Source organism: Variovorax sp. YR266, from assembly GCF_900107295.1.
Taxonomy (GTDB): Bacteria; Pseudomonadota; Gammaproteobacteria; order Burkholderiales; family Burkholderiaceae_C; genus Variovorax.
Genome location: NZ_FNPM01000019.1, coordinates 1 through 22054, shown reverse-complemented (window position 1 = coordinate 22054; position 22054 = coordinate 1). Strand labels below are relative to the sequence as shown.

General features: G+C 67.5%; 22 protein-coding genes. 9 read left to right on the top strand and 13 right to left on the bottom strand.

The window, feature by feature from the left end; genetic code table 11:
- Positions 1-43: 43 nt before the first annotated feature.
- Both BLW48_RS31695 and BLW48_RS31690 read right to left on the bottom strand, forming a co-directional pair.
- The gene (locus tag BLW48_RS31695; protein WP_256331037.1) at positions 44-1027 is read right to left on the bottom strand and encodes a hypothetical protein; all 984 of its coding nucleotides are present in this window, start codon (positions 1025-1027) and stop codon (positions 44-46) included.
- Positions 1024-1629, bottom strand: coding sequence for a short chain dehydrogenase (locus BLW48_RS31690; RefSeq protein WP_093179582.1), 606 nt, complete (start codon positions 1627-1629; stop codon positions 1024-1026). Before BLW48_RS31690 ends, BLW48_RS31695 begins: the two co-directional genes overlap by 4 nt.
- Before the next feature lie 105 nt (positions 1630-1734).
- On the opposite strand from BLW48_RS31690, the gene BLW48_RS31685 reads away from it, so the two are divergent.
- From BLW48_RS31685 to BLW48_RS31675, 3 genes are all read left to right on the top strand, one after another.
- On the top strand, positions 1735-2622 hold the full coding sequence (locus BLW48_RS31685; protein WP_093179580.1) for a LysR family transcriptional regulator: 888 nt from the start codon (positions 1735-1737) through the stop codon (positions 2620-2622).
- Between the two features lie 64 nt (positions 2623-2686).
- Positions 2687-3157, top strand: a complete 471-nt coding sequence (locus BLW48_RS31680) for a helix-turn-helix domain-containing protein (RefSeq protein ID WP_093179661.1) — start codon at positions 2687-2689, stop codon at positions 3155-3157.
- On the top strand, positions 3150-3869 hold the full coding sequence (locus BLW48_RS31675) for a nucleotidyl transferase AbiEii/AbiGii toxin family protein (RefSeq protein ID WP_093179579.1): 720 nt from the start codon (positions 3150-3152) through the stop codon (positions 3867-3869). Before BLW48_RS31680 ends, BLW48_RS31675 begins: the two co-directional genes overlap by 8 nt.
- 2 nt (positions 3870-3871) lie before the next feature.
- Here BLW48_RS31675 and BLW48_RS31670 read toward each other — a convergent pair whose 3' ends face one another.
- The 3 genes from BLW48_RS31670 to BLW48_RS31660 all read right to left on the bottom strand — a co-directional run bounded on the left by BLW48_RS31670 (position 3872) and on the right by BLW48_RS31660 (position 6923).
- On the bottom strand, positions 3872-4972 hold the full coding sequence (locus BLW48_RS31670) for a BMP family ABC transporter substrate-binding protein (protein ID WP_093179577.1): 1101 nt from the start codon (positions 4970-4972) through the stop codon (positions 3872-3874).
- Between the two features lie 90 nt (positions 4973-5062).
- Complete coding sequence (locus tag BLW48_RS31665; RefSeq protein ID WP_093080861.1) at positions 5063-5869, bottom strand: SDR family NAD(P)-dependent oxidoreductase; 807 nt, start codon at positions 5867-5869, stop codon at positions 5063-5065.
- A 106-nt stretch (positions 5870-5975) separates the two neighbouring features.
- Positions 5976-6923 (bottom strand): GlxA family transcriptional regulator, encoded by a 948-nt coding sequence (locus BLW48_RS31660; protein WP_093179576.1) that lies wholly within the window; start codon positions 6921-6923, stop codon positions 5976-5978.
- Between the two features lie 172 nt (positions 6924-7095).
- Between BLW48_RS31660 and BLW48_RS31655 the strand changes: the two genes are divergently transcribed.
- On the top strand, positions 7096-8337 hold the full coding sequence (locus tag BLW48_RS31655) for an MFS transporter (protein ID WP_177142478.1): 1242 nt from the start codon (positions 7096-7098) through the stop codon (positions 8335-8337).
- Positions 8338-8358: 21 nt separating this feature from the next.
- On the opposite strand, the gene BLW48_RS31650 is transcribed toward BLW48_RS31655, so the two are convergent.
- The 3 genes from BLW48_RS31650 to BLW48_RS31640 form a co-directional block, all read right to left on the bottom strand.
- Positions 8359-10791: a penicillin acylase family protein gene (locus BLW48_RS31650; protein WP_093179573.1), complete on the bottom strand. Its 2433-nt coding sequence runs from the start codon at positions 10789-10791 to the stop codon at positions 8359-8361.
- Positions 10792-10905: 114 nt separating this feature from the next.
- Positions 10906-11718, bottom strand: coding sequence for a helix-turn-helix domain-containing protein (locus BLW48_RS31645; protein WP_093179571.1), 813 nt, complete (start codon positions 11716-11718; stop codon positions 10906-10908).
- Entirely contained in the window at positions 11684-12712 is a 1029-nt protein-coding gene (locus BLW48_RS31640; protein WP_093080874.1) for a LysR substrate-binding domain-containing protein, read from the bottom strand. The genes BLW48_RS31645 and BLW48_RS31640 overlap by 35 nt, the downstream gene beginning before the upstream one ends.
- Positions 12713-12808: 96 nt before the next feature.
- Between BLW48_RS31640 and BLW48_RS31635 the strand changes: the two genes are divergently transcribed.
- Positions 12809-14107 (top strand): MFS transporter, encoded by a 1299-nt coding sequence (locus BLW48_RS31635; RefSeq protein WP_093179659.1) that lies wholly within the window; start codon positions 12809-12811, stop codon positions 14105-14107.
- Here BLW48_RS31635 and BLW48_RS31630 read toward each other — a convergent pair.
- Together BLW48_RS31630 and BLW48_RS31625 are read right to left on the bottom strand one after the other, a co-directional pair.
- Entirely contained in the window at positions 14068-15129 is a 1062-nt protein-coding gene (locus BLW48_RS31630; protein ID WP_093179570.1) for an adenosine deaminase, read from the bottom strand. The genes BLW48_RS31635 and BLW48_RS31630 overlap by 40 nt on opposite strands.
- Before the next feature lie 88 nt (positions 15130-15217).
- On the bottom strand, positions 15218-16021 hold the full coding sequence (locus BLW48_RS31625; RefSeq protein WP_093058521.1) for an IclR family transcriptional regulator: 804 nt from the start codon (positions 16019-16021) through the stop codon (positions 15218-15220).
- 201 nt (positions 16022-16222) lie between these two features.
- On the opposite strand from BLW48_RS31625, the gene BLW48_RS31620 reads away from it, so the two are divergent.
- From BLW48_RS31620 to BLW48_RS31605, 4 genes are all read left to right on the top strand, one after another.
- Positions 16223-16990, top strand: coding sequence for an ABC transporter substrate-binding protein (locus BLW48_RS31620; RefSeq protein WP_093179568.1), 768 nt, complete (start codon positions 16223-16225; stop codon positions 16988-16990).
- 166 nt (positions 16991-17156) lie between these two features.
- On the top strand, positions 17157-17828 hold the full coding sequence (gene ehuD, locus BLW48_RS31615) for an ectoine/hydroxyectoine ABC transporter permease subunit EhuD (RefSeq protein ID WP_093058542.1): 672 nt from the start codon (positions 17157-17159) through the stop codon (positions 17826-17828).
- Complete coding sequence (locus BLW48_RS31610; protein ID WP_093058523.1) at positions 17825-18586, top strand: amino acid ABC transporter ATP-binding protein; 762 nt, start codon at positions 17825-17827, stop codon at positions 18584-18586. The genes ehuD and BLW48_RS31610 overlap by 4 nt, the downstream gene beginning before the upstream one ends.
- The gene (locus tag BLW48_RS31605; RefSeq protein WP_093179567.1) at positions 18583-19863 is read left to right on the top strand and encodes an NAD(P)/FAD-dependent oxidoreductase; all 1281 of its coding nucleotides are present in this window, start codon (positions 18583-18585) and stop codon (positions 19861-19863) included. The genes BLW48_RS31610 and BLW48_RS31605 overlap by 4 nt, the downstream gene beginning before the upstream one ends.
- 6 nt (positions 19864-19869) lie before the next feature.
- Here BLW48_RS31605 and BLW48_RS31600 read toward each other — a convergent pair whose 3' ends face one another.
- From BLW48_RS31600 to BLW48_RS31590, 3 genes are all read right to left on the bottom strand, one after another.
- Positions 19870-21258: an FAD-dependent oxidoreductase gene (locus BLW48_RS31600; protein ID WP_093058525.1), complete on the bottom strand. Its 1389-nt coding sequence runs from the start codon at positions 21256-21258 to the stop codon at positions 19870-19872.
- 23 nt (positions 21259-21281) lie between these two features.
- Entirely contained in the window at positions 21282-21872 is a 591-nt protein-coding gene (locus tag BLW48_RS31595) for a phosphonate degradation HD-domain oxygenase (RefSeq protein ID WP_371127582.1), read from the bottom strand.
- The coding region (locus BLW48_RS31590; protein ID WP_143047844.1) for an aldehyde dehydrogenase family protein at positions 21866-22054 on the bottom strand (189 nt) is incomplete at its 5' end. The genes BLW48_RS31595 and BLW48_RS31590, both read right to left, overlap by 7 nt.

The window sequence follows — 22054 nt, the reverse complement described above, 5'->3', positions numbered from 1 at the left end:
CCGCAATTTCCATGCGCATATGAGTGCTATATGCGGAACGCACTCACCGCGGCGGCAGCGCACGCGACTGGATGTCGAAGGGCACGCCGGTCGGCACCGGCCCGTCGCCCTCCTTGCGCTTGGTCAGCAGCGCGTACTTCGATTCGATGAAGTAGACGCGGTCGCCCCGCACCGCGCCCGACGAGGGGTCGTTGAGCCCTGTCACTACCGTCTGCAGGCCGAGCTTCGTGCCGTCGACACGCGCCACTGTGATCTGGCCACCGTAGGGGCCTTCGCCGAAGGCATTGCTCTCGAACAGCACGAGCCGGCCGGGCTTCCAGGCGCGGATTGCGTCGACGTTCTTCAGCACGCGCGGCGCCTCGATGCGCGTGACCTCGCCGGCGTTGCCTTCAGCGCCCAAACCGATGCGCAGCACGTAAGGAGCCGCCGCCACGAGGCTCACATAGACATCGCGCCCACCATCGATGGCGATGCCGTTCAGGCCCTTGTAGGGGCCCGGTCCGGCCAGCGCCGGGTCTTCCTTCCACACCGTGAGCGCAGCAGCGCCCGGTGCGAGCTTCAGCACGCGCGGGTGGTAGGAGTCGGTCACGTAGAGATTGCCGCGTGCGTCCTGCGCGAGGTCGTTGCAGTAGCCGCCGTCGGGCATTGCATAGCTCGCGCGCGGCGCGCCCGTGGCCAGGTCGTAGCGCTTGAGTGCGCTCGGCGTCTGCGGCACGGTGGTGAAGCCGCTGCTGCCCGAGCAGACCCACAGCGCCCGACGCTTCGCATCGACCAGCACGCCCTGCCCGTTCGCCAGACCATTGGCGCCTGGCTTCACGAGCACCTCGGCCTTCGGCGCGACACCCGGCTTCAGGCGCGCGACCGCGCCCTCGCGCCAGCTGCCGACATAGAACGAACCGTCCGGGCCGATGGCGACGCTTTCCGGATACCAGTCGTCCGGCAAGGCGTGCACCCAGGCCGGCGCAGCCGAAGCCATCGCCGCCACGAACGCGAGCGACACGCCCCCAAGCAGCGCACGCACTCTCATTGCCACACGCGATACACGCGCCCCGTCTGCGGCCCTTCGACGCTGCGAACATAGGCCTGCGCAGCCTTCGCCGCCGACACCGACTCGAATCCGGGAAAGAACGACCCGTACAGCGGCAGCGACTCGGTCAGCACCGTCGGGCTCACCACGTTGATGCGGATGCCGCGCGGCAACTCGATCGCCGCGCCGCGCACGAAGCCCTCGACCGCCGCATTGACGGCCGTGGCATTCGCGCCCTGGCGGATCGGCTCGTCCGCCACGATGCCCGTGGTCAGCGTGATCGAGCCGCCATCGGTCAGCAAATGCTGACCCAGCAACGCGAGCCGCACCTGGCCGAGCAGCTTGTCCTGCAGGCCGACGTTGAAGTCGGCCGGCCGCATTTCATTCAGCGGCCCGAAGAACAGCCCGCCCGCCGCCGACACGATGGCATCGACGCGTCCCACCGCCGCATACAGCGCCTCGACGCTCGCATCGCTCGTGATGTCGACCTGGTAGTCGCCGCGCGTGCGGCCTGCGCGAATCACCTCGTGACCGCGCTCAGCCAGCGTCTGAGCCACCGCACTGCCAATTGCGCCCGTCGCGCCCACAACAAGAACCTTCATGGAGAACCTCGCCAAAAGTGAATCAACAAGCAGCGATTGTTTTACGAACCATTGATTTGATAAATTGCCACCTGGTTCGGTCATTCGAAACTCTGGATTCTCAATATGGACAAGCTCCGCGCCATGGAAGTCTTCGTCGCCACGGTGGATGCGGGCAGCTTCGCGGCCGCCGCCGAGGCGCTCGACCTGTCGGCCGTGATGGTCGGCAAGCACATCCGCGCGCTCGAAGAGCAGCTTGGCGCCCGCCTGCTGGAGCGCACCACGCGCCGCCACTCGCTCACCGAGATCGGCGCCGCCTACCTCGAGCGCTGCCGCGACGTGCTGGCCAGCGTGCACACCGCCGACGGCGTGGCCGAGTCGCTGCGCGCCATGCCCCAGGGCGTGCTGCGCGTCACCGCGCCCGTGGCCTACGGCGCGCACCGGCTCACGCCGGTGATCGGCGACTACATCGCCGCCCACCCGCAGGTGAAGGTCGACTTGAGCCTCAACGACCGCGTGGTCGATCTCGCGGAGGAGGGCTTCGACTGCGGCATCCGCTCGGGCGCCGCGGTCGACGAGCGGCTCATTGCAAGACCGCTCGCGCTGGCGCGCATGTATGCCGTGGCCAGCTCCGCATGGGTCGCGCGCCACGGTCAGCCGAAGCACCCATCCGACCTGGAGGCCTTTCCGCTGCTCGGCTTCGCGACCTGGGGGGGGGGGCCGAACCATTCGTGGCGCTTCACGCGCAAGGGCGAGACGGTGCACGTGCCGGTGCGCGGCCCGCTCACCACCAACAACGGCCAGGCACTGCTGGCCGCAGCCATGGCCGGCGTGGGTGTGATCGTGCAGGCCGATGCGCTGCTCGGACCTGCACTCGCATCGGGCCAGGTGGTGCAGCTGTTGCCCGAGTGGGAACTGCCCACGCGACAGGTGCACATCATGCGGCTGCCGGAAGCGCGGCCGAGTGCGAAGCTGCGGACCTTTGTAGACTTTGTGGTCGAGCGGCTGGGCTGAAAGATAGCGCTTGATGTCACTCATTCTGGACAAATTTTCAAATTTGTCTAACATGGGAGACACAATGCCCTCCACTTCCCCGCCCACCACAGCCACAGCAGACCGGCGCCTCGCAACGCTCGGCGGCCGCATTCATGCACGCCGCAAGGCGTTGAAGGTCAGCGCCACCACCGCCGCAGAGGCAGCGGGCGTGTCTCGCATGACGCTGCACAGGATCGAGCGCGGAGAACCTTCGGTCACGATGGGCGCCTATATGAATGCGCTGGGAGCATTGGGTCTCGACGTCGATGTGGTGATGTCCACTGAGCCGCCAGCCCTTGCGCCGCTCCCAGGGGGCATTCGAATTGCCGATTACCCCCAGTTGCGCCGACTTGCCTGGCAATTGGCCCCGACCACCGAACTCACGCCCGAAGAAGCATGGGGAACCTACGAGCGCAACTGGCGCCATGTCGACACATCCGCACTGGACGCCAAAGAGCGCGACTTGTTGGAAGACCTGGCGCGCACCCTTGGCAGGAAGCCATTGCATGTTTGAACGGCCACACCATCAACGCGTCGCTCAGGTGCTGGCCTCACTCGACGCAAACCTGCTCGCCCAAAGCCATTGCTTCTTCGGCGGAGGCACGGCTATCGCGCTTCGCTACGGCGAGTACCGCGAGTCCGTGGACATCGACTTCCTCGTATCCGACATCGATGGCTATCGCCAACTGCGCCAACTGCTGACGAGGAATCAAGGCCTCGGCGCACTCGCACGCCAAGGCTCCGAGATTCAGCAATCGGCTGAACTTCGCGCCGATCAATACGGCATTCGATCGTCGGTTCGCGTAGACAACACCGAGATCAAGTTTGAAATCGTTCTCGAAGCGCGCATCGAACTTGAATTGCCGGGAGCAGAGGACCGAGTCGGCGACATCGCGACCCTTACGCCGCTCGACATGGCAACGAGCAAGTTGCTCGCAAACTCGGACCGTTGGGCCGACGACAGCGTCTTCAGCCGCGACATCATCGACCTGGCCATGATGAAACCCGGGGCGGCACTGTTGCGTCGAGCAACGAGCAAAGCCAGCCGCGCCTACGGCAACAGCATCGACACCGATCTCACCAAGGCCGCCGAGGCGCTGCTTGCACGACCGGGTCGAATGGACCGTTGCATGGCCGTGCTGCAAATGACTCCGACCGTGACGCCCGCGCTGCTTCGCCAGCGCATCAAGGCTCTGTTGCCTCGTGCTGCGCGCGCAGGTCAATAGAGCTAGCGCGCCACCCGCCCCTGCACGCCCTCGACCAGCCAGTTCATCTTCAGTATCTGCTCGTCGCTGAGTTGCGCGCCCTTGGCGATCACGACGTGACCTTCGTTGTCACGCACGTCACCGGCAGTTGCGCGAAACGGCTGCAGCTTGCCCGCCGCAATGTCCTTCTGCCGCGCCAGCACCTCGTCCTGCACGGCCTTGGGCACCTTCGTGCCGAAGTCGCCGACGCGGATCATTCCTTCCTTCACACCGCCCCAGAGGTTGCCGCTTTTCCAGCTGCCGTCGAGCACGGCCTTCGCGCGCTGCGTGTAGTAGCCGCCCCACTGGTGCGTGACCGCGACGATCTGCGCGTCGGGCGCAATCTTGCGCATGTCGGAATGGTAGGCAATGGCCATCCTGCCGCGCTCCTGCGCCGCAGCCATCACGGCGGTGGAGCCTGTGTGAAAGGCGATCACGTCGGCGTTCTGATTGAACAGCGCCATGGCTGCGTCGCGCTCCTTCGGCGGATCGAACCACTCGTTGAGCCACACCACGTGCACCTTCGCGGCCGGGTTCACCGAACGCATGCCGAGCGTGAAGGCGTTGATGCCCTGCAGCACCTCGGGAATCGGAAAGCCCGCAACGTAGCCCGCAATATTGGTCTTCGTCATGCGGCCGGCCGCGATGCCCGCGAGATAACGGCCCTCGTAGTAGCGCGCATTGGCGGTCGCCACGTTGGGCGCGGTCTTGTAGCCGGTGATCGATTCGAACTTCACCTCGGGGAAGTCCTTCGCCACCTTCAGCGTCGGCTCCATGTAGCCGAAGCTCGGCGTGAAGATGAGCGTATTGCCCTGCTGCGCGAGGTCGCGGATCACGCGCTCGGCGTCGGCACCCTCGGCCACGTTCTCGACATAGGTGGTCTTGACCTTGTCGCCCAGCGCCGCATCGACGGCCTTGCGGCCCTCTTCATGCTGGCGCACCCAGCCGGCATCGGTGACGGGCGTGACGTAGACGAAGCCGATCTTCAGCGGCACTTTCGGCGGCTGCGTTTGCGAGAAGGCGGGAGATAAAAAGCACGCGGCGGCCAGCGCCAGAACGGCGCGGCCCGCGAGGTTTTTGTACATGGTGTTCCTCTACATGGCCCCGGAAAAGCAAAACCCCGCAGCAGGCCGGGACGCCCTGCTGCGGGGTGGGGATTTTATGCCCCGAGCCGTCTAGGCGGCGCGGTAGCGCACCGCGGGCACGGTGCTGGACAACCGCCCCGACATCGCACGCCGCGCCGCATCGAAGGCATCCCACTCGGCAAGGTCGGGCAGCGCGGGAATCGTGACCTGCTCGCCCTGGTCGAGCCCTGCGAGGGCCGCGTCGACCATGTCTTGCGCGGTCATCACGATCTCGCTGGGCAGGTGCTCGATCGGCACGCCCGCGACGCCCCAGAACTCGGTGGCCGTCGCACCGGGCAGCACCGCCTGCACGCGCACGCCCTTGTCCTTCAGCTCGTGCTGCAGCGACTGGCTCAGCGCCAGCACGAAGGCCTTGGTGCCACCGTACACGCCGTTGAGCGTCTCGGGCGAGATCGCCACGATGGAGGCGATGTTCACCAGCGTGCCGGCGCCGCGCTCGACGAAACCGGGCACGGCCGCATAGGTGAGCCGCGTGAGCGCGCTCACGTTGAGCTCGATCATTTCCTCCATCCTGTCGATGTCCGAGCCGAGCAGCGGTGCGGCGGCGCCGAAGCCGGCGTTGTTCACCAGCACGGTGATGTCGCCGCGAGTGCGCAGCACGGCTTCCACGGACGCGATGTCCTTCCGGTCGGACAGGTCGGCCGAAAGGACCTCGACCTTGCGCCCGGTCTCGTCCGCGAGCTTCGCGGCCAGTGCGGCGAGGCGCTCGCGGTTGCGCGCCACCAGGATGAGGTCGAAGCCGCGCCGCGCGAGGCGGTCCGCGTACACGGCGCCGATGCCCGACGAGGCGCCGGTGATGAGGGCTGTGCCCTTGCCGGGATTTGAAGTTGCAGTCATGGAGTTTCCTTTGATCGCCACGGGGTTGTGGCCATGAGGGGAAGTCTCCTCCTGCAAGGCTATGGCGTAAATGTCATATAAGCCACCTTTCAGGACATCCGGCGCTTCAGGCCGTGGCGGCCTCTTTCCGGGCCACTCGGCGCACGCTCTGCGGCGGTTGCCCCAGCGTGCGCAGGAAGGCGCGGCGCATGCGCTCGGGGTCGCCGAAGCCCGTTTCGCGCGCGACCACGCCGAGCGCAAGGCTGCCCTCGTCGATCAGCGCGCGCGCCGCCTCCACGCGCAGGTTCTCGACCGCATGCGCGGGCGACTGCCCGGTCTCGGCCTTGAAGGCGCGGCTGAACTGGCGCGGGCTCAGGTGCGCGACCTCGGCCAGTTCCTCCACCGAAAGCGTCTCGCGCAGGTTGGCCCGCGCATGTACCAACGCTTGTTGAATGCGATCGGACTTGGGTTCCAGCTCGAGCAGCGCGGAGTACTGCGATTGCCCGCCCGCGCGGCGGTGATACACGACCAGCTTCCTCGCCGCGAACCGGGCAGCCTCCACGCCGAGGTCGTCCTCCACCAGTGCCAGCACGAGATCGATGCCGGCCGTCATGCCGGCCGAGGTCCACACCGGCCCGTCGTTGATGAAGATGCGGTCGGGCTGCACCCTGATGGCGGGATGACGCTTCTGCAGTTCGCCCGCAAAGGACCAGTGCGTGGTCGCCCGGCGTCCGTCGAGCAGGCCTGCATCTGCCAGCCCGAAGGCGCCGGTGCAGATGCTGGCCACGCGGCGCGCATTGCGCAGCCCCGCACGCAGAAAGCGGCGCATCTTCTCGGACGTGGGCGCGACGAAGAGCGCGCCGCTCATCACCAGCGTGTCGAACTTCGCCGTGCCGAAGCGCTTGCTGTCGGTGGCCACGCCCGACGAGCTGGTCACGAGGCCGCCCTCTTCCGATAGCAGCTCGACCTTGTAGACCGCCTTGCCGGCATGGATGTTGGCAAGCTCGAACGCCGCGATCGCCGCGAGGTCGAGGATCTGGAAACCGGGGAAGACGAGCACGCCGATGCGTTTCATGGCCATGTCCTGAAAAGAGGGTTGCACTGAATGACGGACGCGAGGCTAGACGACCTGCGCTGACCGCGTTGGCGTGAGGGATACGCAGCGCGGCCTTCCCGCGCGGCGATGGGTGCCGCCACCAATCGGCAAGCGCCAACTCGGGCACGCAGTCCCACAATGGGCGCTCCCCATGACGCCCCCGACAACAAAGAACGCAACAAACGCCCCGCCAGCCGGGACGGGCGCCCACACCCACTGGCAGCGCAACCTCGCCGTCTGCATGTTCGGCTCCTTCACCACCATCATCGCGATGACGCTGCTGCTGCCCTTCCTGCCGCTGTACGTCGAACAGCTGGGCGTGAAGGACCATGCGGCCATCGTGCAGTGGTCGGGCGCGGCTTACGGCGCCACCTTCTTCAGCGCCGCGCTGGTCGCGCCGCTGTGGGGCCGGCTGGCCGACCGCTACGGGCGCAAGCCGATGCTGATCCGCGCGAGCCTCGGCATGGCGGTGGCGATGGCGCTGATCGGCCTTGCGGGCAACGTGTGGCAGCTCGTGGGCCTGCGGCTGCTGGCGGGGCTGCTCGGCGGCTATGCCTCGGGCTCGATGGTGCTGGTCGCCACGCAGACGCCCAAGGACCGCACCGGCTGGGCGCTGGGCACGATGTCGTCGGCCATCATGGCGGGCAACCTCGTGGGGCCGCTGGTGGGCGGCGTGCTGCCGCCGCTGGTCGGCATTCGCAACACCTTCTTCGCGGCGGGCGCGATGATCTTCGTGGCCTTTCTCGCGACGGCCTTCCTCATCCGCGAAGAGAAGAAGGCGCCTTCCGCATCGAAGCAACGCGGCGCCTCCGACGACACCGGCTGGGCCGCCGTGCCCGACAAGCGCCCGCTGGTCGCGATGCTCTTCACCGGCATGCTGCTGATGCTCGCGAACATGTCGATCGAGCCGATCATCACCGTCTACGTCGCCACGCTGGTCGAAGACCCGAACCGCGTGACGATGATGGCCGGCCTCGTGATGTCGGCAGCGGCGCTGGGCAGCATCCTCTCGGCCTCGTGGCTGGGCAAGCTGGCCGACCGCGTGGGTCACTGGAACGTGATCGTCGGCTGCCTCGCGGTGTCGGCACTGCTGCTGGTGCCGCAGGCCTTCGTCAGCTCGGGTTGGCAGCTGGTGGTGCTGCGCTTTCTGATGGGGCTGTCGCTCGGCGGGCTGCTGCCCTGCATCGCGAGCGTGATCCGCCATAACGTGCCCGAGCGAGTGGCGGGCAACATGCTCGGCTACTCGACCTCTGCGCAGTACACAGGCCAAGTCGCGGGGCCGCTGCTCGGCGGCTTCGTGGGCGGGCACATCGGCATGCGCGCCGTGTTCCTCGGCACCTGCGTGCTGATGGCCGCGGGCGCCGGGTGGAACTGGCTGGCGAAGCGGCGCTGAAGCACCGCTGCCCCCTCCTCCCTACTCGCTGATGGTCACGCTGCTGTAGGCGGCGTCGGCCTTGATCTCCGCTTCCGAGAACGGCAGGCGCAGCCACTGCCCGGCGCTGTAGGCGCGTGTGTAGTCGGCGTTGTGCGGCGATGCCGGATCGTCCGACAGCGAGAAGGTGAGGAAGGTGTGAGCTTCGACGCCTCCCACGGGGAAACGCACGATCTGCATGTAGCTGTTGCCGTTGGGGTTGGCATCCATCGTGTAGCCGCCCTTGTCGAGCCGGTTCTCCGAGCAAAGGATCGTGAAGTAGCCCTGGCCGTCGCAGCCGCCCGACAGCGGGATCTTCTGGCCGTTACGCGTCACGAACAGCGTGTCGCCGCGCGGCGCGTCGAGGGCGTAGCCGCTGGCCTGCACGCGCAGCACCGCCGCGCCGAAGGCCTGCCGCAGATCTTCAGCGGCTGAAGTCTTGAGGCCGCTCGGCGTGTTGATCGGATCGCTCGCGCTGAAAGGCACTTCATAGAGCCTGTCCGCGGGCAGGCGTGAGGCGCGCGCCCAGAACTCGTCCCACACATGAGCACCGCGCGCCGAGGCCAGGCCGGTGTTGTTCCACGCCTTCAGCACCGCGCAGGCGGGTCCGGTGTCGACGCTGCGCGGCGGCGAGAACGCCTCACCGGTCTGCGCGTCGCCCGTCACGGCAATGCGCGGCACTGCGCAAACCAGCTCCAGCGCGCGGGCCTTGAACAGTTCGGCGGTGTAGGCGCGGCTGCCGAGCGTCGCACGCTCGACGGCATCGACCGTTGCGCCCTTGCTCGTGTCTTGCGCAATGAGGTGGCCGAGCCGCGTGCGGAATGTCTGCGCGTTGCTGCCCGTCGGGCCGAAGATGGCCGGGTACCCCGTGAGTGGCGCCTCCGGGTTGGCGAGCCAGTAGCTGTCGTTCATGTTGGCGACGTAGTCGTCGCGCAGCAGGCTCGGCATGCGCGAAGGGCCGACTGCCCCCTTCTGCACCGAGTCGGCGTCGCTCTGCCAGTCGCAGGCACTGCGCGAGCCGTCGAACACCGGCACGCGCGGCAGCGCGGCCGCCATCGCCTTGCCGGCGGGCGTGGTGCAGCCAGCCGTCTGCTCGGGCGACACGTTGGGCACCGCGCCGATGTCCGCATACCAGGCCTTGGCGCTGCCGCGGCCCACGGCCACGGTGTTGACCCAAGGGATCGCGGCCTCCTCGCGCTGGACGGTGATGAGCTCGTCGAGCGATTTCGCCTGCGCCCAGCGCAGCCAGGTGCGGAAGGTGCGGTAGTTGTCGGCGTTGATGTCGCGGATGGCGAAGGCCATGCTCTGGCTCCAGGCCAGCGCCGGGTTGATCGCGCCCAGGTTCACCAGCGGGCCGTATTCGGAGGTGTAGAGCGTGCGCGTCACCGGCTCGACCTTGCCAGAGGCCTGCTTCACGTTCACGGTGACGGTGCTGGCCTGCATCTTCACCACGCGACCGTCGCGCAGGTAGCTCGTTGCGTCACCCGGAGCGAGCTGCAATTGAAAGAGACCGAAGCGCCGCGCCGCCGACACCGTGTGGCTCCACGCGATGTTGTCGTTGAAGCCGATCAGGATCACCGGCACGCCGAGGAAGGAAGTGCCGCTGACGTCGAGTTGCCCCGGAATGGTGAGCTGCGCCTGATAGAAGCGATCAGGCCCGCGCCAGTACCAGTGCGGGTTGCCGAACAGCAGCGGGCTCGCGTCGCCGGTGGCGGCCGTGCCGAAGCCGATCATGTTGCTGCCCACGCCCGCCTCGCCGCCGACCTGCAACGCCAGCGGCTGCGCGCCGTGCTCCTCGCGCGACGACACCTTGGCGGCAGGCGGCGCCGCATTCGCGATGTTCGAGAGGAAGTTGCTGTAGCCCGCCGCCAGGTTGGTGGCGTACATGCGGCGGTAGATGTCGTCGGCGCTCACCGGCCGCACCCACGCCTCGTTGCGGCAGGCCGCATGTGCGTTGCCTGCACCGGCACCAGCCTTCAGCTCGCGCACGTAGCGGTTGTAGCCAGCGGCAAAGCCTTCGACCATGCCGCGGATACTGGCCGGCTGCGCGCGGGCCATGGCCCCCACCACGTCGGCCGTGATCACGTGCTTGTGGAAGAAGTCGGAGTCGATGTTCCTGGGCTGGCCGATGGTGCTCTTGGCCGTCAACAGCGCCTCGGCGCCGAAGAACTGCGAACGCTCGCCGCGGTAGGTGAGAAAGCTGTCGGCCATGGTGCAGAGATCGTCCTGCGCCTGCGCATAGCCGTAGCCATAGCCGGCACCGGCCCAGTCGTCGGCCTTGATGTGCGGCACGCCCATGGCGGTGCGGCGGATCTCGGCCTTGTAGCTGCCGTGCGGGGGCGTTGAACGGTCGGTAATGCCGGTGCAGGCCACGAGGGCCATGGCAACCGACACGAGAAAAAGCGACCCGAGGCCGCACTTGAATTTCGAGCGCATGCAGTGTTCCTGTTGTGTATGAGGAACGCAGCTGCGTGGGCAATGAGCGTGCGTGGCGCGTTCGGCGGCAATCTTAAGACGGGCGACGCGAACGCCTCGCACGCGCGCCCTTCTTTACATTGACGCCAGCCCCTGCTGATGACCCCAGACGTGCGAGGCGCCGTCGTCGGCGGTCACGCGCACCTGGCTCGCCAGGAAGGACGGCGACAGGCCGAAGTAGCGCTGGAAGGTGCGGCTCATGTGCGCCGCGTCGGTGAAGCCGCTGACCAGCGCCACGTCGGTAAGTGGGCGCCGCACGGTGAACTGCTGCACCGTGCGCCGCACCTTGGTCCACAGCGCATAGCGCTTGACCGACGCCCCCACCTGCCGGGCGAACAGGTGCGTGAGCCGGTCGGGCGAGAGGCAGGCCACCACCGACAGGTCGCGCAGCGGAATCTGCCCCGCATGCGCGCGGATGGCCTGCAGCACGCGTTCGATGCCCGGGTCGATGGCCGCTTCGCTCTCGGGGAATTCGTTGATGGCCTCGACCAGCTTCACGCTGAGCACCCGCAGCCCGCGGCTGCAAAGCGCGCCGTGCTGCGCCGGATCGAAATCGTCGCGCAGCCGGCCGAAGCGGCGCGCATCGATCGGCAGGATGCCGTGGCCGCCCATGCGCTTTGCAAGCATGCGGTAGGCGCTCGACGCCGGATCGAGATTGAGCGACAGCAGCCCGCAGCCATCGACGTCGAGCCGGCGCGACACGTGCGGAGCGACCAGCGCCGCGGTGCAGTGCACGCGTGTGCCATCGACCGCCTCCAGCGCGAAGGGATGCCCGCTGATCGACGCCAGCAGCGTGGCCGACGAGCGGGCCGTCAGGCCCGACTGGATCGCCGGCGTGATGTAGAGGAACCGGTCATCCCACAGGTGCAGGAAGTTTTGCGTTGCCATGCCGTATCACTTTTGTTTTTGTCTCCAGCGGCGGATTCTCCCGCATCGGAACGGCCATGGGCTGCACATGCTGGCGCACCGCCTCCAGCAGCAGCGTGGCCAGCCGGCCCACCGGGGCCTCGGAGTGGGCCTGCGCGCGATAGAGCACGAGCGATATCTGCGGCAGCGCCGGCAGGGACAGCATCGTGCGATCGATGATGCGCACGTGCGAGGGCAGCCCGAAAGGCGTGCGCACCGTGAGGCCCAGGCCGGCCGAGGCAGCGGCCCACAGCGCGGCCAGGCTGGCGCTGCCGAAGGCGCGGCGCCATGGCACGCCGGCGCGGTCGAGCGCAGTGATGACGATCTCGCGCAGCGGGCACGGGGCGTCGAGCATGATGAGCGGCAACGGCTCCTTGCTCTTGGCCTGGCGCGTACCGGTGCCGCGGTACTCGCGCTGCGTCCACCAGTCGGCCTCGACCCGGTCGGGCGCCTTGGGGCCGATCCACAGCAGGGGCAAGCGCGCCACGCGCTCGGCATACGGCGACAGGGGCTGGTCGCCCGCGTCCCATGCCAGCGCCAGGTCGAGCTGGCCGAGTTCGAGCCGCTCCCGCAGCTCGCCGCTGCGCGCCACGCAGGCCTCGATGCGCACCTTGGGATGCGCGCGCGCGAAGCGGCCGAGCACGGCCGGCAGCAGCGTCTCGCCGAAGTCTTCCTGCAAGCCGAGGCGCACCCAGCCCTGCAGGTCGGCGCCGCGCATGGCGGCGCTGGCTTCTTCATTCAGTTCGAGCATGCGGTGCGCATAGGCCAGCAGCGTTTCGCCGGCGTCGGTTAGCTCCAACCCGCGGCCGGCCTTGCGGAACAGCACGGTGCCGGCCTGTGACTCCAGCTTCTTGAGCTGCGCGCTCACTGCTGAAGTCGAGCGGCCCAGCTTGTCGGCGGCACGCGCATAGCTGCCGAGCGCGATGCCGGTGGAGAAAGTGCGCAGCACGTCGAGATCGAACATCACCTGGCTCATGTCGGGGCTCCTTCTTGACCATCCTGTTTTTCAGGACGATTGGCACATTATTTTCTGATTTTCAAAACCTTGGCGGCGGTGGACACTGCGCCCAACATGACGCAATCTCCCTCTTCCTCCTCTACGTTCTCGCCGCGCCACCGCTGGAAGGTGCTGACTGCGGGCGTGGCCGCCAACGCAGCGTTCTCCGTGGCCTTCAGCGGCATCCCGATGACCGCCGTGCTCATGCGCACCGGCTACCAGCTCGACAACACCACGCTCGGGCTGGTGCTCGGCCTCATGGGCCTGGGCATCGCGGTGAGCGAGTTGCCATGGGGCCTGCTGACCGACCGCTGGGGCGACCGGCCGGTGCTGCTGATGGGCCTGGGCAGCACGGCCATCGCGCTCGTAGCGATGGCGCTGTGGGCCGCACCCGCGGCAGGGCACATTCCCGGCCTGGGCTGGCTCGGCGCCGGGCTGCTGCTGGTCGGCCTGCTTGGCGGCAGCGTCAACGGTGCCAGTGGCCGCGCGGTGATGACGTGGTTCGACGCCAGCGAGCGCGGCCTCGCGATGAGCATCCGGCAGACGGCCGTGCCACTGGGCGGCGGCATCGGCGCGCTGGTGCTGCCTTTCGTCGCCCTGCACTTCGGCTTTGCCGCGCTGTACGGCCTGCTCGCGCTGCTGTGCGCGCTGAGCGCGGCGATGAGCTGGGCGTGGGTGCACGAGCCACCCATTGCGCCGCGCGGCAACAAGACCGTGGAAGCGGCCGCACCCAAGAGTGGTCCACTGCGCAACGTGCGCGTGTGGCGCATCGTGGCCGGCATCGGCATCCTCTGCGCGCCGCAGTTCGCTGTGCTGTCCTTCGGCACCGTCTTCCTGCACGACTTTGGCCATGCGGGCTTTGCGACGATCACCGCGACCATGGTGTTCACGCAGGTCGGCGCGATGGTCATGCGCGTGTGGAGTGGCCGCTGGACCGACCGGCGGCGCAACCGGCCGGCCTACCTGCGGGCTTGCAGTGCGCTCAGCGTGCTGCTGTTCGCGGGCCTCGCGGTGCTGGTGATGGTCTCGGGCACGCATGCCGCCGATTCAGTTGCGCTGCGCATCGCGCTGGTCGTTCTGCTGGGCGTGAGCGGCGTGTCCGTGTCGGCCTGGCACGGCGTGGCCTACACCGAGCTCGCCACGCTGGCCGGTGCAGCCCGCGCCGGCACGGCATTGGGCATGGCCAACACCAGCGTGTTCCTTGTTTGCTTCGTCACGCCGTTTTCCATTCCGTACCTGCTGGCGCTGCAGGGCTGGCCGATGGTGTGGCTGGCGGCCAGCGCCTGCGCGCTGGTGGCGATGCCGCTGCTGGTGCCGCGGCCCGCCGTTGCGGATCAAAAAGTCGCGAAGGCCGCGTTGAGCCGGTCGACATAGGCGCGCTTGGCAGCCGCGTCGATGAAGCTGCCTTCGAAGCTGTTCGCCGCGAGTTGCCAGGCCTGCTGCACGCTGAGCCCGGTGGCCGCGAAGGTCTGCGTGAAGTTCTGGTTCATGTAGCCGCCGAAGTAAGCCGGGTCGTCCGAGTTGACGGTGGCGACCAGGCCCGCGCCCAGCAGCGCGCCAAGGTTGTGCTGCGACAGATCAGGGAACACGCAGAGCTTGAGGTTCGACAGCGGGCACACGGTGAGCGGAATGCGGTCTTGCGCGAGCCGCTTCATCAGCGCCGGGTCTTTGGTGCTTTGCACGCCGTGGTCGACACGCTCGACCTTGAGCACGTCGAGCGCGCTCCACACATAGGCCGGCGGGCCCTCTTCGCCCGCATGCGCGACAAGGTGAAAGCCAAGCTCGCGGCAGCGTGCGAACACGCGCGCGAACTTCTCTGGCGGATGGCCGACTTCGCTCGAATCGAGCCCCACGCCGATGAACTTGTCGCGGAATGGCAGCGCCTGCTCCAGCGTCTCGAAGGCTTCTTCCTCGCTCAGGTGCCGCAGGAAGCACAGGATGAGCGTGGCGCTCACGCCCAGCTTCGGTTGCGCATCGACGCAGGCGCGGTGCAGTCCGTTGATGACCGTCTCCATCGACACGCCGCGCGCCGTGTGCGTCTGCGGGTCGAAGAACATCTCGGTGTGCACCACGTTGTCTGCTGCCGCGCGCTCCAGGTAGGCCCAGGCCATGTCGTAGAAATCCTGTTCCTTCAGCAGCACGCTGGCGCCGGCGTAGTAGATGTCGAGAAAGCTCTGCAGATTGGTGAAGGCGTAGGCCTTGCGCAATTCTTCGACGCTGGCGTAGGGAATGGACACGCCATTGCGCTGCGCGAGCGCGAAGATGAGCTCGGGTTCGAGCGAACCCTCGATGTGCATGTGCAGTTCGGCCTTGGGCATGGCGCGCAGCAACTCGGGCAGGCGGTCGGCTGCGATGCGGTCGAAGCTCTTGTCGTAGACGGGGCGGAAATCGGTCATGGTGGGGGACTCTGCTGCTGCGTTGTGATCCCGCACAGCATAAAGCCAGCCACCGCCAGCGCGATGCCTGAAACCGTATAGCCGTCAGTCAGTCGATGCTGCGCGCCGAACTGGTCAGCGAGCGCGCGCACAGCAGCAGCGTGGGCGCCAGCTTGCGCACGGCTTCGTCGATCGTCCAGCGGCTGGTCGGCGCCACGATGTGCACAGAGGCCACCGGCCGCCCCTGGCTGCCCAGCACGGGCGCCGCGATGGTCATGTCGCCGAGGAACAGCTCCTCGGCATTGGTGGCAAAGCCCTGAAGGCGCGCCTGGCGCAGCGTTTCGAGGATTGCGTCCACATCGGTGCACGTGTGCATGGTGTGCGCCACGCGGTCGGAGGCCTCGATGAGCGAGCGCGCCTCTTCCTCGGGCAGCGCACTCAAAAAAGCGCGCCCCGAAGCCGTGCAGTACATGGGAATGCGGCTGCCGATGGGCATGTGCACCGGCACGAACTGCGCACTGACGAAACGCGCCACGTAGACCATGTCGAGCCCGTCGGGCTCGGTGAGGCAGGAGGTTTCCGTCGTCACCTTGGTCAGCTCCGACAGGAAGGGGTTGGCCATGTCGATCAGCGAATGGGCCGCCAGGTAGTTGAAGCCGATTTCCATCACGCGCGGCGTGAGCTGGTAGCGCCGCGTCTTCGGGTGCTTGCGCACGTAGCCCAGTTTTTCGAGCGTGAAGACCATGCGCTGGGCCGAGCTCTTGGTGATGTCGGTGGCCTCGGCCACGTCGGCCAGCGTCATGGTGCGCCGCCGTGCGCTGAAGGCGCGCAGCACGGCCAGGCCCTTCTCCAGCGACTGGTTGAAAAGCAGGCTCTGGCTGTCTTCGGGGGCTGTGTCGGGTGTGGCGTCCATGGCGCTGGAGTATAGCTACAGTCTCTTGAAATATCGAATATCGATTCTTAAAACCCGACTAGTGGTTTCTATTTATTGATTAGAGATTCAAAAGAATCGACTATTGGCATGCATGTTGCATCGCGGGGTGCATCACCTTTTTCCGTTCCCTTTCCGTTCATTTCCACTTTTCAACGTCCTTTTCCTCCGAGGAGTGCTTCCATGAATCGCATCGTTCGCCGCCTTCACCGCCTGGCCCTGGGTCTTTGCATCGCCGGCACCGCCTCGCTGGCCATGGCACAAGGCGCCACCCCGACCTACAACGTGGGCGCCACCGCCACCGGCGTGCCCTTCACCTTCCTCGACGTGAAGACCAACACCATCCAGGGAATGATGGTCGACACCGTCACTGCCGTAGGCAAGGCGGGCGGCTTCAACGTCAACGTGCAGCAGACGGTGTTCTCGGCGCTGATTCCCTCGCTCACGGCCCGCAAGATCGACATCGTCTCGGCGGCCATGCTCAAGACAGCGGCGCGCCAGGAAGTGGTCGACTTCAGCGACCCGGTGTATTCGTACGGCGAGGGCCTGATCGTCAAGGCCGACGACACCCGCGCGTATGTCTCGCTCGACGAGCTCAAGGGCGAAGTGGTGGGCGCGCAGGTCGGCACCGTGTTCCTCGACATGCTGAACAAGAAAGGCATCTTCAAGGAAGTGCGCAGCTACGACTCGGTGGCCGACATGACGCGCGACCTTTCGCTCGGACGCATCAAGGCAGGGCTGGGCGACCAACCCATCATGGCCTACCAGATCCGCCAGAACACCTTCCCCGGCGTGAAGCTGGTCGACAGCTACAAGGCCGTGAACGTGGGCGATGTGTGCCTGGTGGTGCGCAAGGGCGACACCGAGACGATGGCCCGCATCAACAAGGCCATTGCCTCCGTGAAGGCTGACGGCACGCTCGCCAAGATCGTCCAGAAATGGGGGATCTGATGCACACCCCCAGGCTTCGCGCACTTCGTGTCGCTTCGCCAACCCCCTTGCAGGGGGCAACACCTGTGGCCCGGCAAAGCCGGTTCCGCGGTGTTCCCCGAATGGGCCTGACTGCGTCGGCCGACCAGTTCGATGCGCCGCGCATCAAGCGACGAGGCTGATGCAGATGGCTGCTCCCACCTTTCTACAGAACGCGCAGGACTTCCTGCCGATCCTCCTGCAGGGCGCGGTGGTCACCGTGCAGGTTACGGTGCTCGCCTTCCTGCTGAGCAGCGCGCTCGGCCTTGCGCTCGCGCTGATGAAGCTGTCGCCCGTGCGCGCCCTCTCCTGGGCCGCCACGGTGGCCATCAACGTGATTCGCGGGCTGCCGATCATCGTGCAGCTCTTCTATATCTACTTCGTGCTGCCGGAGTTCGGCGTGCAACTCACGGCTTTCCAGGCCGGCGTGATCGGGCTGGGCATTGCCTACTCGGCGTACCAGGCCGAGAACTTCCGCGCCGGCATCGAGGCGGTCGATCCGGGCCAGCGCGAGGCCGCGCAGGCCATGGGCATGCGCTCGGCGCTGATCATGCGGCGCGTGATATTGCCGCAAGCCTTTCGCATCGCGCTGCCGCCCTACGGCAACACGCTGGTGATGATGCTGAAGGACTCCTCGCTGGTCTCGACCATCACCGTGGCCGAAATGACGCGCGCCGGCCAGCTCATCGCCTCGTCGACCTTCCAGAACATGACGGTCTACACGCTGGTCGCCCTGCTCTACCTGTTGATGAGCCTGCCGCTGGTCTACGGCCTGCGCCGGCTAGAGAAGCGCTTTGCCGCCGGGAGAAAACAACCATGATCCACGTCGAAGGACTGGAAAAGCGCTTCGGCACGCACCGCGTGCTGCAGGGTGTGAGCCTGAACGTGGACAAGGGCGAGGTCGTGTGCCTGATCGGCCCTTCGGGCTCGGGCAAGTCGACGGTGCTTCGCTGCATCAACGGGCTGGAGTCGTACGAAGGCGGCGAAGTGCGCGCCTTCGGCGAGCGGGTGGACCGCAACGCGCCCAACATCCACCGGCTGCGCAGCCGCATGGGCATGGTGTTCCAGCGCTTCAACCTGTTCCCGCACCGCACCGTGCTGGAGAACGTGATGGAAGGCCCGGTCTACGTGCTGCGCCAGAACGCGGCGCAGGCGCGCGAAGAAGCGCTGGCGCTGCTGGCCAAGGTGGGGCTGGCCGAGAAGGCACAGGCGTATCCGGCGCAGCTCTCGGGTGGGCAGCAGCAGCGCGTGGCAATCGCCCGCGCGCTCGCGATGAAGCCCGAGGCCATGCTGTTCGACGAGCCCACGTCCGCGCTCGACCCCGAGCTGGTCGGCGACGTGCTCGGCGTGATGCGCGCACTGGCCGACGAGGGCATGACGATGATCGTGGTCACGCACGAGATGGGCTTTGCGCGCGAAGTGGCCGACCGCGTGTGCTTCCTGCACAGCGGCAGCATCGTCGAGGAAGGCCCTTCCGCGCAGGTGCTGGGCGCGCCGCGCCAGGCGCGTACGCAAGACTTTCTGCGGCGCGTGCTGCACCCCTCCGGTGCCGTGGCGTCCGCGGAGGTGCGCGCATGAGCGTTCGCGCGTTGCCTCCTTCGCTCTGGGCCGACACCGCGCCACCCGCTCCACCGACACCGCCGCTGACCGAATCGCGCAAGGCCGACGTGCTGATCGTCGGCGGCGGCTTCACCGGCCTCTCGGCTGCGCTGCACCTGGCCGAGGCCGGCGTGCAGGCCTGCGTGCTCGAGGCGCACGAACCCGGCTGGGGCGCGTCGGGGCGCAACGGCGGGCAGGTGAACCCTTCGCTCAAGCACGACCCCGACGAGCTGGTCCAGCTCTATGGCCATGCGCGTGCAGAGCCCTTGATCGATGCGGTCTCGCGCTCGGCCGACCTGGTGTTCGACCTGATCGCCCGCCACGGCATCGACTGCCAGCCGGTGCGCAAAGGCTGGATCCAGGCCGCCTACGCACAGAAGGACGTGGCCGCGCTGCATGCGCGCGCCGAGCAGTGGGCGAAGCGTGGCGTCAGCACGCAGCAGCTCGACCACGCCGCCGTCAGCGCGCGGCTCGGCACCGAAGCCTTTGCCGGCGGCTGGCTCGACGGCCGCGCTGGCGGCATCCAGCCGCTTGCCTACACGCGCGGGCTGGTGCGCGCCGCGCAGGCCGCGGGCGCTGCCGTGCACGGCGGCACCGAAGTCACGGCGCTGGAGCGCCGCGGCACGCACTGGCATGCGAGCACATCGACTGGCGCGAGCGTCACCGCCGAGCAGGTGCTGATTGCCACCAACGGCTACACCGGCGCGCTGTGGCCGAAGCTGTCGAGCACCGTGCTGGCCGCCAACAGCTTCATCGTCGCGACCGAACCGCTCAAAGGTGCGGCGGCCGACGCCATTCTTCCGGGCGGCGAAACCGCCTCGACCTCGCAGCGCTTGCTGCTCTACTTCCGCAAGGACGCGCAGGGTCGCCTGCTGATGGGCGGTCGCGGCCACTTTGCCGACCCGGCCGGGCCCGCGGATTTCGCGCACCTCGAACGTTCGCTCGAACTGCTGTTTCCCCAACTGGGGCCGCTGCGCTACGAGTACCGCTGGGCCGGCCGCATCGCGGTCACGCGCGACTTCATGCCGCACGTGCACACGCCCGCGCCGGGCGTGACGGTGGCGCTGGGCTACAACGGACGCGGCATCGCGCTGGCCACGAGCATGGGCAAGCACGTGGCGGCGCGACTGGTCGATGCGGGCGCCGATTTTCCGTACCCGGTAACGCCGATCCAGCCGATTCCACTGCACGGATTGCAGCGCTTCTACGTGGCAGGCGGCGTGGCCTGGTACAGCCTGCTCGACCGGCTGGCCTGAACGCGCTCAGCCCTTGTCCGACTTGCCTGCCGCGTCGGCGAACTTGCTCAGCAGCCGGTCGACCATCCACGGCCGGCTGTCGCGGTCCTCGGCCGCTTCCTTGCGGCGGATCGCGTCGCGCACGACGATGGAGCCGATGTAGCGGATCGGCTCGGGCGGAAACTGCCCCAGCGGCCCCTGGATGAGCGGGCTGCGCGTCCAGGCGTTGTCCTCGTCCAGCAGCAGCGAAGAGAGGATCTGCCCACCCATGTAGGTCGGCCCCACGCCGTTGCCCGAGTAGCCGAAACCGTAGTAGATGTGCGGCGCGCCGTTGAGCTTGCCGAAGAACGGGAAGCCGGTGACGGAGCGGTCCGACGGCCCGTTCCAGCTCGCGGTCACCGGCACGTCGCGCAGCGAAGGAAAGAAGCCATGCAGCGCGCGCGTGAGCTCGGCCTCGTAAGGTGAGCGCTGGTCGAACACCGGCGCGATGCGCCCGCCCCAGGTGAAGGTGTTGCCGCCCTTGCCCAGCATCAGGCGGCCGTCCACGGTGGTGCGGTAGTAATAGACGAAGGTGCGCGAATCGAGCACCGAGACGCCATCGACCAACCCCGTCGCGCGCAGCAGCTCGGGGCATTTTTCCGTGATGACCATGTCGCTCGACACGATGGCGATCGTGCGCTCGAACTGAGGCAAGGCACTGGCCATCCACGCATTCATCGCCAGCACCAGCTTCGGCGCCTCGATGCTGCCGGCCGGCGTGCGCACCGTGACCGGGTGGCCTTGCGTGAAGTCGATCATCGGGCTGCGCTCGTAGATGCGAATGCCCATGCCCAGCGCCACGCGCCTCAGCCCGCGCACCAGCTTGCCCGGATGCACGGTCGCGGCAATGGGCGAATACACGCCTGCCAGGTTGCGCGCGGAACCCGAGCGGCGCGCGACTTCTTCGGGCGGCAGCGTGCGGTAGGAATGAATGCCGCAGTCCTCCAGCCCCTTCATCACGGGGTCGAGCGCGCCGACCTGGGCCTGCGAGGTTGCGGTGTAGAGCGTGCCGTCCTGCCGCAGCTCGGCATCGATACCTTGCGCGCGGCAGAAGTCGGCGATGTGCTGCACCGCATCTTCCGAGGCCCTGACGAGGCGGATGGCCTCGGCTTCGCCGAACAGCCTGCGCAGTGTGAAGAACTTGGTCGACCACGTCAGCAGGCAGCCGCCGTTGCGCCCGCTCGCACCGGAGCCGCAGAGATCGCTCTCGACGATGGCGATGTCGAGCGCCGGGTTGCGCTGCTTCGCCTGGATGGCGGTCCACAGCCCGGTGAAGCCGCCACCGACGATGCAGACGTCGGCGCGCTGTGCGCCCTGCAGTGCAGGTGCGAGGTCTCCGTCGTTGAAGAGGGCCTGTTCGATCCAGAAGGGGCGCATGTCGGAAGGCTCTCGGTTTCAGGTTATGGCTGCTGCGCGGCAGCCTGCCTCGACGCGAGCACCATGTGCCGCGCGTAGTGCATCAGGTCGGGCGTCTTCGCATCGGCGCACTTGGCGCTGTCGTCCCAGCGGCGCAGACGCACCGCGTCGAGCGCATGCGGCAGCGCTTCGAACTGCCTTGCCTGTGCTTCGTCGAACACGCCGCCCTGCAGCACCAGGCTGCGCTGCGAATCGGCCGACAGCGCTTCGAGATACCCCGGCTCGCGCGCGCACAGGAAGCGCTTGGCGTCCACATGCAGCCGGATCGGGTCGAGCGTGGCCGGGCCGAACAGGTGCTTCAGGAAGGCGCGGCTGCGGTACTGGTGCAGGTCGTCCAGGCCCTGCTGCGTGGGCGTGCCGTCCATGTCGTGCAGCAGGTGCCCCAGGTCGTGCAGCAGGCTGGCGGTGATGAGTTCGCTGGATGCACCGGCCTGCTCGGCCAGGTGCGCGGACTGCAGCGCGTGCTGGAGCTGCGTGACGGGTTCACCGTCGTACTGCGCGTGGCCCTTGGCCTCGAACAGGGCGACGATGCCCTCCACGTCCAGCGGTACAGCGAGCGATGCGGCGACTACCACGGCAACGAGTAGGTCTTGGTGTTGGTAAAGCTCTTCATGGCCTCGAGCACGCCTTCCTTGTATCCGAGGCCCGAGTCCTTGATGCCGCCGAAGGGCGTGAGCTCCAGGCGGTAGCCCGGCACCTCGCGCACGTTGACGCTGCCCACGTTCAGCTCGCGGATGAAGCGCGTGATGTAGTCCAT